This is a genomic window from Chitinophaga sp. LS1 (genome assembly GCF_034274695.1).
In the GTDB taxonomy this organism is placed as follows: Bacteria; Bacteroidota; Bacteroidia; order Chitinophagales; family Chitinophagaceae; genus Chitinophaga.
In genome coordinates, this window is record NZ_CP128362.1 from 1212707 (window position 1) to 1226364 (window position 13658).

The 13658-nt window shown below is 38.7% G+C and carries 13 protein-coding genes; 8 read left to right on the forward strand and 5 right to left on the reverse strand.

The window, feature by feature from the left end; genetic code table 11:
• Position 1: 1 nt before the first annotated feature.
• From QQL36_RS05055 to QQL36_RS05065, 3 genes are all read right to left on the reverse strand, one after another.
• Complete coding sequence (locus QQL36_RS05055) at positions 2-3298, reverse strand: SusC/RagA family TonB-linked outer membrane protein (protein WP_321569179.1); 3297 nt, start codon at positions 3296-3298, stop codon at positions 2-4.
• Positions 3299-3484: 186 nt separating this feature from the next.
• Positions 3485-4666, reverse strand: coding sequence for a FecR family protein (locus QQL36_RS05060; protein WP_321569180.1), 1182 nt, complete (start codon positions 4664-4666; stop codon positions 3485-3487).
• A gap of 63 nt (positions 4667-4729) precedes the next feature.
• Entirely contained in the window at positions 4730-5329 is a 600-nt protein-coding gene (locus tag QQL36_RS05065; RefSeq protein WP_321569181.1) for an RNA polymerase sigma-70 factor, read from the reverse strand.
• Between the two features lie 517 nt (positions 5330-5846).
• Here QQL36_RS05065 and QQL36_RS05070 point away from each other — a divergent pair.
• From QQL36_RS05070 to QQL36_RS05095, 6 genes are all read left to right on the forward strand, one after another.
• Positions 5847-6332, forward strand: coding sequence for a hypothetical protein (locus QQL36_RS05070; RefSeq protein WP_321569182.1), 486 nt, complete (start codon positions 5847-5849; stop codon positions 6330-6332).
• Positions 6333-6420: 88 nt separating this feature from the next.
• Complete coding sequence (locus QQL36_RS05075; RefSeq protein WP_321569183.1) at positions 6421-7323, forward strand: hypothetical protein; 903 nt, start codon at positions 6421-6423, stop codon at positions 7321-7323.
• A gap of 130 nt (positions 7324-7453) precedes the next feature.
• On the forward strand, positions 7454-8014 hold the full coding sequence (locus tag QQL36_RS05080; RefSeq protein ID WP_321569184.1) for a hypothetical protein: 561 nt from the start codon (positions 7454-7456) through the stop codon (positions 8012-8014).
• A gap of 103 nt (positions 8015-8117) precedes the next feature.
• Positions 8118-9065 carry a hypothetical protein gene (locus QQL36_RS05085; RefSeq protein WP_321569185.1) on the forward strand — a complete coding sequence of 316 codons (948 nt, stop codon included), beginning with the start codon at positions 8118-8120 and terminating at the stop codon, positions 9063-9065.
• Between the two features lie 82 nt (positions 9066-9147).
• On the forward strand, positions 9148-10287 hold the full coding sequence (locus QQL36_RS05090; protein ID WP_321569186.1) for an RHS repeat-associated core domain-containing protein: 1140 nt from the start codon (positions 9148-9150) through the stop codon (positions 10285-10287).
• 174 nt (positions 10288-10461) lie between these two features.
• Entirely contained in the window at positions 10462-11208 is a 747-nt protein-coding gene (locus QQL36_RS05095) for a DUF2310 family Zn-ribbon-containing protein (protein WP_321569187.1), read from the forward strand.
• 69 nt (positions 11209-11277) lie between these two features.
• Here the strand turns inward: QQL36_RS05095 and QQL36_RS35570 are convergent, their stop codons facing one another.
• Together QQL36_RS35570 and QQL36_RS05100 are read right to left on the reverse strand one after the other, a co-directional pair.
• Complete coding sequence (locus QQL36_RS35570; protein WP_415751067.1) at positions 11278-11664, reverse strand: ATP-binding protein; 387 nt, start codon at positions 11662-11664, stop codon at positions 11278-11280.
• Positions 11665-11826, reverse strand: a complete 162-nt coding sequence (locus QQL36_RS05100) for a hypothetical protein (protein ID WP_321569188.1) — start codon at positions 11824-11826, stop codon at positions 11665-11667.
• Positions 11827-12244: 418 nt separating this feature from the next.
• Here QQL36_RS05100 and QQL36_RS05105 point away from each other — a divergent pair, with 418 nt between their 5' ends.
• Together QQL36_RS05105 and QQL36_RS05110 are read left to right on the forward strand one after the other, a co-directional pair.
• A complete protein-coding gene (locus QQL36_RS05105) occupies positions 12245-12715 on the forward strand; it encodes a hypothetical protein (protein ID WP_321569189.1) in 471 nt (156 codons plus the stop codon).
• Entirely contained in the window at positions 12690-13181 is a 492-nt protein-coding gene (locus QQL36_RS05110; protein WP_321569190.1) for a hypothetical protein, read from the forward strand. Before QQL36_RS05105 ends, QQL36_RS05110 begins: the two co-directional genes overlap by 26 nt.
• Positions 13182-13658 lie beyond the last annotated feature (477 nt).

Below are 13658 nucleotides of genomic sequence, written 5' to 3' on the forward strand. Positions count from 1 at the left end.
TTTAGAATGAAAGTTTTAAGCCAGCGGTAATGGTTCTTAATGGAGGAATACCTGCAGCCCCCGTTTCGGGATCATATCCGTCAAAGTTGGTAATGGTAAACAGATTTTGTGCTCTCACATAAATCTGTGCAGCTGTCATTTTTACACGGGATAGCCATTCGTTGTTAAAGTTGTAGACCAGGGATATATTTTTAAGACGCGCATAAGCTGCATTACTATACACTCCGTCTGATAGCTGGTATTTTACGCCGGATAAATAGGCAGACCCTTCGGTGTAAGAGAAAGTACGAGTGGCGATTTTCCCATTTGTTTCCTTGAACAGTGCATAAGACGATGCAGGCATATTAATAGGATTATAGCCTGTGGCAGCGATCAATGATTTTGCACCTTTCTTCATGTTTTTCCCGGTAAACTGGATGAAGATATCCAATTGAAACGCTTTATAACGGAATGAGTTATTCAATCCTCCATAGTAGTCAGGATTTGACTTACCTAAGTAAACATAATCACCCAGGCCATTTTTAGTAAGGCCTGTTTCGGAGCTATATGCGGTGGTCCCGTTGTTGTTAGCATCCAGGAAAGAGGGAAGACTGGTGGTAGCGTCAACGCCCTGGTATTTGTAGCCATGTACTGCACTCATCGATTCGCCTACTACATAGTTGTAAACATAGGAGGTACTGATGAGGGAAGGGAATGCGGTCAGTTTGGTATCGGCAAAAGTAATATTGAAAGCAGCTGACCAGGAGAAATTTTTGGTTTTCACTGGTTGAGCGGTCAGGCTATATTCCATACCTTCCTGTTTGATAGTAGCAGGAAGGTTCATATAAGAGGAAGAAAAGCCTGTCACAGTAGCAAGAGGGCCCTGTACCAGCGGATTATTGGTTTTGTTCAGGAACCATGCGCCGGTAACCAGGATCTTGTCATGGAGGAATCCAAGCTCTAGTCCAATCTCTCTTTTATGATTGACCTCCCATTTGAGATTAGGATTGGAGATCCTGCTGGGAATGATCCCCCCTACGCTATTATAGCTATAGTAGCTGGTAGAGTAGGTATCCAGGTATTGATAATTACTGATCTGGTCATTACCAGAGGTACCATAGCTGGCTCTCAGCTTCCCAAAGCTTAGCACCGGACTTAAAGGCTGCATGAACTTTTCCTGCGAAAAGAGCCATGCGGCGCCAATGGAAGCGAAACTACCATACCGGTTATTTTTGCCAAATTTGGAGCTGGCATCCCAACGGTAATTCGCATTCAGGATATATTTATTATCCCATTTGTAGTTGATACGTCCGAATACAGATTGATATTTGTATTCGGATGAGAATGTATAGACACTCAGTTTACCCGCAGCGCTGGGGCTGGTGAGCAATGCATCGGAGGTGTAGTTGGAGGCGACCAGGTAATATGGCTGGTCAAAAGAACTGGACTGAAATGTGGAGCCTGCAAGCACATTCAAAATTCCGTGGCTGATTTGACGGGAATACTCTGCCTGTGGTTCCACGTTCCAGGTGGTCAGCACATTCTCCATAAAGAGTGCACCGGGCAGCGTATTGTCGTATGGATTGATCGATTTGCTGTAGCTCAGGTTCTGTGAATTTGACAACAGCTTGTTATAGGAAGAGTTGAGTTTAAGATTTAATCCTTTTATTGGTGTATAGCCGAGAGAAATATTGCCGATGATATTGTTATTCTTCATACTATACTGCTTATACATATAAGCCAGTGGATTTTCATAATTAGTAGAAGAGCTGTTTATCCAATATAGATTGCCAGTACTATCATATAGCGGGAAGTTAGGTGCTTTTGTGAGTCCCACCATTGCCAGGTCGTAAGAATATCCTAACCGGACTACGTTATTATTCTTATCCCAGGACATGGTGGCTCCCATGGAGGCGGTGAACTTTCTATCGACGGAAGAATGTGCGGCTGTAAAATGTATTGCACCTCTCTGATAGTTGTAATCACCGGGAATAACTGCTGTTTCCTTGTGATAATTACCACTCAGCAGGAGGTTTGTTTGCTGACTGCCGCCAGTAAAGGAAACGGCTGCATCATTTGTAGTCGCTGCTTTCCCGATCATCAGCTGCTGGAAGTCTGTAGAGTGGGTGGTATCCCATACCATCAGATCCGGGGCAGTGCTGGCAGTAGGTGCGATATTTGAGTTGGCAAAAGCTGTTCTGCGAATTTCCAGGTATTTTTTCAGATCAAGTGCCTGTACGCTATGAACATCGCCTACACGGGTAGAACCGGTAGAAGCACTGACATCGAAACGCGTTTTGCCTGGTTTCCCTTTTTTGGTGGTGATCAGTATCACCCCGTTTGAACCACGGCTACCATAAATAGCGGTAGCATCAGCGTCTTTCAGCACATCAATACTTTCGATGTCTGCCGGATTAATATTGTTTAGCGGACTGCTGCCGAAAGAAGGTTTAAGATAGCCCACATTATTGCCGCCGGCAGTGTAAACAGCTTCCGATGTGAAGGGTACGCCATCAATGATATACAAGGGATTCGTACCGGAAAGGAGGGAGGCGATTCCCCTGATCTGAACAGAGATACCTGCACCTGGCGTACCGCTTTGCTCAGTGATCAGCAAACCGGGTAAGCGGCCTGAGAGTGCCTGCAAAGGGTTGGTAACCGGTTGTGACTCGATCTCTTTGGAACTGATAGTGGCAATATCGCCTGTGGAAAAGCGGCGGGTAGTAGTACCATATCCCATTACCTGTACCTCATCCAGCTTACTGCTGCCGGGTTTGAGGCGGACTGCAACAAAACTCCTGCCATTCAGTGGCTGTTCATAGTTATCATAACCTACATAGGATACCTGGATTACAGCGTTTCCCGGTACGGATTTCAATTCAAACCCACCTTGAATATCTGTACTGGTTCCTATTCTCGTATTTTTCACCTTGATAGTGGCACCCGGTAGTGGTGTGTTATCATTTCCTGTGACAATACCTTTAATGATGGTGTCCTGGGGGGCAGCAGGTGCATTCCCCCTGCTACGTTCAATAATGTAAATACTTTTGCCCCCGGAGATTTGAAAAGTAAGTGGTTGATCGCGTAGTACCTCTTCCAGTGCAGATTCCACAGATGCATTTACAAGGTGCACATTTACCGGGTGGCTCTGATCCTTTACCATGTTTACATCGTAGACCAGGTTATATCCGCTTTGTTTCCTGATTTGCTGTAGTGCATTTTCCAGCGGAACTTTTTGAGCAGTAAGGGTAATTTGTGCGATGCCTTTTGAATGAACCTGTAAGCAAGCGGCCAATAAAAGCCAGGCTGTAAGCTTCATAATTAAAAGCGATTTTGGTGACATAAATGGCAATATTTTGCCATTAGCAGTTATCTGCATAATTTTGGTTGTTTGGATATTAAATAATAATTAGTCCCCTAGACTATGTCTCATTTGATGTCCGGCTTTCACCGGTAGTGCTTGGACTCACTACCGGTTTTTTTACCGAAAAAAATAGTTGGCTGATTATGCTGGTTGAATAGTCAATGTTTTGTTCTCCCCATTAATTATATATTTTATATGATAAATCTCTAAAAAACGTAATGCATCTACCAGCGATGCGGACCTGGAAACGCTGAAATAATATTTTTTATCGGGCAAAGTCCCTTTTATTATTACCTGTACATCATACCATCTTTCTATTTCGTGCAGTATAGTAGCGATGTCAGCGTTATGAAAGGTGATGTTGCCGGTTACCCAGGCAATGGTTTCTTCTACATCTGCCTGATTGTTCACTTGTATTTGCTCAGTACCATTATGTATAACAGCTTCCTGTCCGGGTGTCAATAATTGTGATGCCTTACCAGTTTGTACTTTGATGCTACCTGTGACCAGCGTGATCCAAGTTGTATTTTCATTGTTGTAGGCGGTAACGTTGAATTTAGTACCCAGTACGACAATCTTTTTATCACCGTTTATGACATAAAAAGGTTTTCCTGCTACCGGTGCAATTTCAAACCAGGCCCTGCCTGTTATTTCTACACGACGTTCATGCGCATCAAAGGTAACGGGGAATCTCAGGGAAGAAGAGGCATCCAGTAAGATCCTGGTACCATCTTCCAATGTAACCGGGTATTGTTCACCTTTATAAGTAGTGAGAATATTATATCTTACTGCTCCACCTGGCTGCCCTTCATAAATTAATCCTTCCTGTTTATTTCTGACCAATGCATTCCCCTGTCTGGTGAGCAGCCCCTGGTGGGTACTGTCCAGCTTAATTTTGCTGCCGTCATCCAGAGTAAGGGTAGCAGCGGTACTGCCTGCCGGCAGATCGTGCGTAGTGGCAGCGAGTACGCCTTTGTGGGGAGCCGTTTGCCGTTGCCAGTTCAAATAGGCGCCTGCGGCTATGAACAGGAATATGACAGCTGCTGCGGCAGTCCAATATCTTAAACGTGGTCTTGTAACCCGGTTATTACCGGATGCAAATACACGTCTTAGCATTTTTTCACTGTCAATATTATTAATAGTATGGTCGTCGTCCATGTCCCTTTTATCCCACCATTGCTGCATCAGGGACTCTATTAGCACCTTATCTTCATCCCTGAAGGAAGCAATCGCTGCCCAGAATTCCGTTTGCTCTTCCGGCGTAGCTTTCCCTGTCGAATATTTTTCAAAGAGATATGAAAATCTTTCAGGAAATATTTCCATAATAGTTGCCCTTTATATAGTAAGACGTTTAAAAATGAGTGGAGTGGTATTGGAAAGAAAAATTTATTTCCAAAAGTTTATATAGTAAATTATTGCAATACTGTTCAGGCCATGTTGGGATAAAAACGCACGTAAGCTTTTGAGGGCCATTGACATGGTAGTTTTGACTGTTTCGGGAGATAACTGAAGAGCCTGTGCAATTTGTTCATGTGTCATGCCCTGTTCCCGGTGCATAATAAATATTCGTCTTCTTTGTGGGCTTAGATTGTTGATGGCCTCCTGTAATATGCGTTTGGTTTCTGATTCCAGCAGTTTGAAATCAGCATCTGCGACAGTACCTGCAGCCATTTGTGCCGCCACTACAGCCTGTAATTGCTGGCGGTGAGCCGTGAGGCGGAAAAAATCCATGGCTTTGTTATAAGCGACTTTTGAAAGGAATGCCTTTACATTCCTGACTTCAACCAGCAATTCCCGTCCTGTCCAAAGACCGGTGAAAATGTCAGAGGTTAATTCTTCTGCAATCTCAGGGATTTTTGTCATCCTGTGCAAAAAGGAATATATTTTCTCACAATACCTGTGATAAAGCACTGTAAAAGCGGATTCATCACCTTTTGCTATCAGTGGAAGCAACATTTCATCATTATAATAATCATAAGGCGACATATAGTTCCCTCCATTACATGGTCATAAATTTAAAAATATGCAATGGGATTACAAAGGGGAGAACTGGTATTTCTGAGTTTGGAGGGTTATTTATACACAGCTGGTCCAGTTGGGAACAGAGGACTGTTGTTCATGGAATGTTTTCTTCTTTACTTCCTGCTGCATAAAAAGAAAGGGAATAGCCCCTTTGCACTTCCTTTGAAAAAAGGACTAGTTATATAGCTATATCGATATTTAATTTGAATACCTCATAAAAAATAACAGATTTCTCATCGACGAGACTGTAAAATTTCCTGTGTTAATGGCCTATTATGGTTACTTATCATGGTAGGCACAAAAACCGGGGAAGGAGTTTACACAAAAAATTTACACTCCCTAGTGGCACCGTCTTTATTTACGAAAGATCAAAAGGATCCATCTAAAGAGAATCCGCCACAACCAATTTTGGTTGCTCCTGTGAATGCTGCTTTTTTAATAAAAGCAATAATTGTTATATTGGCTTTGTAAAAAAATATATATGCATTTTGTTCGATTTATTGCAGAGTTTATACGCCCTGCTATAACTGATTACCATCAATTGCTAATGGCGGATTTTGCAAATTCGCCACAATATGCAAGTGCGGTAAAGAACATTTTTTATTCCGATTTGACATTTCACCAATTTATTGAATGGCATAAGCATATTGATATTATTGATTTTGATCGTATTCAGCCGAAAACAATGGATGATATATTTGGAGAATATGGTAAACTGGAAGATTTAGAGCTTTTTGAATGTCAATTTAAATACGTAAATAACAACGAAGCTAAGCATTATCAATTTTTTCAGCAGGATACATATCCTTCTTTTGAATTAGCTGCTGCTTCTTTTCCTCGCCCTTATTTTTTAATTCGCGATGACTTCGTCGAATATTTGGATAACTTAATATTTTCTTCATTAACATCTTTTAGAAAGAATAGAAAGAAGTCACAGATTGAAAAAAGGATCCTGCTACAGATATAAAGCCTCCTGTTTTAGTACCTGTTGCAGGAGGAGCGTAGTTACTTCCATTATTATACCGACTTTTCCTATTTTACAGTATACTTGAATCATGAACTTTGTACGTTTTATTTCTGAGTTTATAAACCCTGCTATATTGGGTTATCATCAATTACTATTGGAAGATTTTGAAAAATCACCAGAGTATGCAAGAATAGTAAACAAACTTTTTTATTCTGATTTTTCATTTCGTAAATTCATTGAGTGGCATAGAGAAATCAGTATTATAGATTTTGATCAATTAGAATGGAGTGAGGTACTTGAGCCTTTACCTAAATTTTGCAGATTAGCAGACTTGGATCTGATCGAACATCAATTTGAATACATAAAGGATATTAAAACAAAAGGATATCAGTTTTTTCAGCGAGAAGTATATCCTTCTGCTGAATCAGCGGCTGCGTCTTATCCCCGTACCTATTTTTTAATTAGGGAGGATTTTTTGGAGTATTTTGATGAGTTAATATTCTCATCGCTACCATCTTTTAAAAAGAGCGTTTTACCTTCTCAGATTGAAAAGGAATTGTTTGAAGGGGTGTCAATTGTCTTTGATAAAAACAGGGAGGAGATGTACTTTGATAGTCTTGAAGGATATCTTTTCCCGGATTTATCATTTAAAATTAATGGGAAGACAATAAAATGTAATCTTCAAACTGATCTAAAGTCTTTAATATTCTGTAGGCAGTCATTTATGTTTTTTTATGATCAGTATGCAATAGACGAATATAATTCAGACTCTTCTACATATGGCAGGAAAGAACCAATTATAATGCAAGTATCCGGAAAGAATGAATATGTAGTTACAAACACACAGGAAGCGATAGATAGAAGTAGCAAATACATATTGTTGGTAGCAGATTTGTTTCTTCATTACTATACTGTTTTTGAGAAATGGGCTTCTGGATTTTTAAAGGAAAACTATACAAAAATCATTAGTCATCCAGAGTTTCAGGCTTAAGATGATAAATGCATTGTTTTTAAAAGTGCCTTCAGATTATACCTGAAGGCACTTTTTTCTTTATTAACAGCATGATAATTCTTCCTGACACCCTATAAGAGATACAGATATTGCTTTGCAAAACAAAAATGTGAGTCGAGCGACGGTATCATTATCTCAATTCGGCAACACAGTAGGTTACAGTTACAGATATGATCAGTTGAACCGCCTGAAGAGGATGCGCCAGCATCCATTGACAATTGGTGTTCCATCATGGGACGCATCTACAGCAGGTACAGCTTACCAGGAAGATGTAACCTATGATGCAGATGGTAACAGAGTGAGTAAGGTGTATACGCATGGTACACAGGTGGATAAGATGTGGTATGTGAGAGATGTATCAGGTAATGTGCTGGCGGTTTATGAGAATAAGGATGGAGATGGTAACGTTTATTGGAAGGAACAACAATTGTATGGGACGAGTCGTTTAGGTTCATGGTATCCTGATTTGAGTATAAATGCTGGTGCGAGTGGCACTGCTACATTATGGAGTGCTACTAATAAGAAGCAGTATGAGTTGTCAAATCATTTAGGTAATATTGTAGCTACGGTTAGTGATGAATTGAAATCAGATAATACAGCGTTGGTGTTGAGTGCGAATAATTATTATCCGTTTGGGATGATTCAGCCGGATATAGTCCCAAACCATTGACGGCTTACCCCAACGGAGTGTTCTCCTTTTTTTTACATGAACACTTTCATCCATAAGCCTAATTTTCAAAAATACATTATATCAAAAGGGGGCAGTAGATTATTTGAAAAAAGTGTATGGTAAATTGTTCCCAGAGCAAAAGCCCGATAGTGTGAATTGTCCAAGTTGCTCACAACTGCAAGATAGCGGGCATATTGAAAGTAATAATCCTGTGGGAACCTTTAATCGCATATTGAATGATCAAAAAAAGGGAATGAGAATAATAATTAAGAAGATATTAAACAAAATGGCAGCATTAGCAAGAATATGCAGTTTGGTGCCTTTGGTTTATGGATGTAATAATCAAGGGGCGGAAAATAGTTATAAGTCATTCCTTAATGATGGTAATGGAGGATTTATAGAAGTAGTGTTAAATGAAAATGGTAAAATTTCGGAATCATTTCAATTGAGAAGTGATTCCGTGAAAAATGGTAGCTATAAAAAATTCTTTTCAGACGGGACGTTAGAAAGTGTAGGCCAGTTTAAAAATGGAATGATGGATAGCTTTTGGACAAATTATTATCATGGAGGAAAAGTTAAAGAACAGCAATATTGGGTAAGTGGTAAACAATTTTGCGAGCAAAAAAGTTATAGACCTGATGGCAGATTAAAAGAGTTTGAATTTAAAGCACTTGATTTGGGAACAGTTTCATTAATACAATATGATGAGCAAAATCAAATTATAAATTGGGAAGGATTTCCTATTTATTGTGTATTCAATTCAAATAAAATTAAGCGAGGTGAGGAATATGTTTTAGGGGTTTTCTTTGGTGCACCACTTGCATTTGATATTGAAGTCAGAATTGAGGCGAAACGTATTAATGATAATAAAGTTATTTACTTAAAAAAATATGATGCGAATAGTGTTGAGATTTTAAACTTTGGAAGGAGAATTGTCATTAAGGAAACCATGCAAAAAAATGGTGACTATTTATGGGATATACACTTTCATTATAAAGGAGACAAAATAGGAAAAGATAAAACAGTGAATTTACGTGTTAAAGTCGAATGAGAAAATTATAAAAGATATTTTGTAACCACTTCGTCAACGGATCAAATACGTGATCTGTTTTACAAGAATATTTTAGATGTTGATGGATCTTCAATCGTTAGGTTTTAAGGCCAGTACGAATATATGGGAACCGGAGGTATTGGAAGACTTTAAGGAACGGGTGAGTATTATAGTGAGTAAGGTGTATACACATGCAGGGCAGGTAGATAAGACCTGGTATGTGAGAGATGCTACGGTTAATGTGTTGCCGATCTATGGAAATAAGGATGCCGATGGTAATGTGTATTGGAAGGAGCAACAATTGTATGGTACTGCTCGTTTAGGTTCATGGTATCCTGAATTGAATGTGTCTGCAGGGGCAATTGGTGCAGCCGAATTATGGAGTACTACGAATAAGAAGCAGTATGAGTTGTCCAATCATTTAGGTAATGTGCTGGCAACGGTAACTGATGAGTTGAAAGCTGATAATACAGCGTTGGTGATGAGTGCGAATGATTATTATCCGTTTGGAATGATTCAGCCGGATAGGAGTTATAGTAGTGGTGGATATAGGTATGGTTTTAATGGGAAGGAGAATGATGTGAAGGGAGATGGGAATCAGAAGGATTATGGGATGAGGATGTATGATCCAAGAGTAGGAAGGTTTTTGAGTGAGGATCCCTTGACTCCACAGTTTCCAGAATTAACACCATATCGGTTTGGTGGAAACAGTCCTATAGCATTTATTGATTTGGACGGACTGGAGCCTCCGTTCCCAATTTCTTTAGGTAGAGTTATTGAAGTAGTGAATTCTTTTGACGTAACCGCCCCTCCGCCTCCTGCCATTCCGATTCCGCCTGTCATAATTCTTAAGAATCCCGCGATCCCTGCACCTGTTTCAGGATTACGTGCGCTGGAAGGAGTACCTATAGATTTGTCGGAACCTGGTGTAATAAGGATACCTTCTACAGATTTGGAATATACTTTGCAGAGAGGACAATATAGATGGGCAAAATCGAACTATAGAAAGGGCGAGTTGGATGATCCGGACTATCAGGGGACTTATAAGGAAAAAAACAGGTTAAATCTGGTGAAAAACAGGGTTCAGATGTGCCTGGGTGGGCGGAGAATTACAGGCCACAATCAAATGAAGATCCTAAAGGTTTTGCCAGAAGGTTGCTGGATAAAAAGTATGGCAAGGGCAATTGGAAAGAAGGGCCAGGAACTGAGTATAACAGGATAAAGAAATTTGGAGAAAGACATTTTATTAATTCAATTGAGCTCATTCCCTATCCGTTTAGGAAACTATATGAAGATGCCACCAGGTATAATGAAGAACTGAAAGAGTGGGAAAAGCAGGCAGCTGAAATGATGGATAAGAGAGAAGAAAAAGGAATATACAAAAAGAAGGATGACTATGATAATTTATCAGCTCATATTTTCAGGTGATCCGATACCGGATGAGTTAAAGCCATTTTTTTTAATTGATGTACATGCTTTGCTGAATTCGTTAAATCGGAACAATCAAATTGTTTATAAGGATAACGTTGTGAGTTTTACGGCAGGTAAAGTTTACATTTTTATAAGTTGTCCGGGTGAAGAAGTAATATCAAACGGATTAAATATTTATGCAAAACAATGGATTAGCAATATTGAAGAAGATTACTCACTGAAATTATCAATTGAAAAAATAGGAGAACATCCGGAAGAACTAAATGGCAACTATTCAGAGGCGTCTGCGTATATTTTGTATGGGAACAGTTATTTGCCGTTGAGATCATTAGATAATTTTGATCCTATTCCGTTATATAAGTTTCCATATACCTATAGTGATAATGCATCTTATTATGATATAAATATGTGGCACTCTAATTATGATAATGTTTATGCAATATGGGATAGAGGGGATATTAATGAACCATATTTTAAGGAGCTACTTTCCTCAATCGAAAGTCAGTTGACAGTAGATGGAATAGAAATATGCAATCGAATCAAACAGCTTACAAATAAAGATTGTTATTTTTATTTGTTTAATTACGATAATGATGTTCCTGATGCGTGCCCTTCTTGTGGGGGTGCCTGGAAGTTAGAAAATCGAATACTGGATAAATTTGATTTTAAATGTGATAAGTGCAAAATCCTATCCAATTTGGGGGTTGACTGAGCTTATGATCTAATTTAAAAAGTTGTAAAGATAGCCTGGGACGGTTTAATAAAACCTGCATCAATTGTATCAGCAAATTTTAGAAGCAAACGACACATTGTTTTTATTAATATTGAATCTCTTTCGTACAGACTGATTATTCACTGCTTCATTGTTGACATAATGCAAACAGGTATGTTGATAACAAGCTCTAATCCTGTCTTCGTTGTTCATTTTTGTTAAAGGTAAGGGTGCGTATATAATGACCCGTGTATACTCATCTCCTCTGATAAATTTAGGCGCTGGAAGTTGAAACTCTTCAATTACCTCAATTGCTCTATCCACGCCACTACTTCGTTCTTCGCAGATATTAAGGCGACGCATAAGTGATGCAAGAGTCTCATTCCTTGACTTTGGAGCAGTATCAATAAACCGGTTGGTATCGACTAGTGGTGTACCTGGATTGGTTATTTCAATTCAGTCCTTAAATACTTCAACCATTACACCTGCACCGGTAATAGATAGATCCTGATGAATAATTGCATTTGCTACAAACTCACGAATAGCCTTGTCGGGATATATTTTCAATTGCTGCCGCAAAGCGGATTCTATTACTTCATTTGTAGGTAATTGATCCATAATATAATTAATCATACCTTCAAATCCAGTGGCATAGCCTTTAGGAATTCCCTCCTCCTCTATAAACGCCTTATCAGTTTGCTTCTAATACACCGATAAGGGCTGTTGATCTAGATGGTTTAGAATCTGCAATAATTAGTTATGGACTTCGAGCAACCGCAATTTTAGTTACTGGTAGCTATAATATTTTTGTAGGGATTGATTACAAAGGAAATGTAGGTTATGGTTATGCGTGGAGTCTGGGTTTTGGAACAGGGTTATACATTGGAGTAGGTCCTACTGTTACTATATTTCCACGGGCAACACTAGATCAAACTGGTGGATATGGTAGTAATATAGGGCCAATATAGGATTTGTAGAACTTTCAGGTGGATTAGATTTAAATTTATCTTATCAACAAGATGAAAAAACAGGACAATTGAATGATGTAAAACTTGGAGGAAGTTTGGCAATACCGCTTCCTGGAATCTCTCCTGGTGCCGGTATTAAGTTTCATGTAGATTCTGGCAATTCAACATTTAAATGGACAGGAGATCTTTCTGAGCTTGAAAATGTATTGAAGGATGCTGTACCAATTAGTCCAGATCAAATCCACGAACTTGTAAGACAGGCAACAACGTTACACGCAGGACTGATTGATATGAAAAAGACAATAGATGCGGTGGAAAAGAAGAAGGTGCAGCCAACTCCTGCGAATAATGCCTCTGCTCCATCTCGAGGAAGAAGCACTCGACCAGATACACCCGAGAAGGCTAATAATTCTTCTCGTCAAAATAATAATCAACATAAAAAAAAAGAAGTAATAATTCCAGAGGACAATCGAATGATTTTTTGTCTAATTTTTCAACTTAATAACCAAAAAAATGGATGTAAAATTTTTTCCAATTAAGACATGGCAAGTATCTACAAAGCTTAGCAAGGAGGATATTCTCAAAAAAGTATCTGATTCATCCGTTAGTAAATCCTGGAAGATATCTATGAAGGGTTTATTTAATAATGTAAATTTTACTAGTCAGCCAACAAATGATGGATTCATTTTAGTAATGGGTAACTATGGTTTAACTTATGCAAAGAATCCTCTCCGCCCTCCAGTTGACGTTCGTTTTGCTAATGTGAATAATTTAACATTATTGAATTGTACACATAAACTTAGCAACGGCACTTTCGCTAGACTAGTAATATTTTATTTTATTTTTATCATCATTTCATATTTTATGGGATTTAAAGATAATGATTGGGTAGGTATTGTTATGCCTTTAGGAATAATAGTAGTTCATTACTGCTTAGTATTATATAGTTTCAATAAGCAACTATTTAATTATGAAATTTTCATAGCTGAATTAATAAAGGAATGAGCTGTTGCTTTATTCTCTTCTCAAGATGCCTTCAGAAGAAAATCTGAAGGTATCTTCATATTACCTTAACAATAAATGAAATTTAAATCATTATTTATGAAATCCGGAAAATCTACCATTCAGTATGCAGGAATAGGTTGTAGTTATAGAATCGGCAATAGAAGCTTCAAAATTTTGATCAAAGAATAGGTACTCTGTTCTCGGTTTTCCGATACAATGTATCGAGCGTTTATCTTTTCCCAAGTATCCAACTGTGATATTTAGAAAAAAGTCCTGGAAAAAAAATAACTGCGCTGGCTTAGCAATAGAAGCGTTGGTTGAAGTTGCATACACTTTTAGATTACCTGTATATTTTGAGGATAATAATCCGGTTCATCTTTTATGGTTGTACTTACATACCTTGAAATATTGAGGTTGTACCCATTCTTTTCAATTTCATCGATAGAAACCCTGCGATCCTAATGGAGATGACGATTT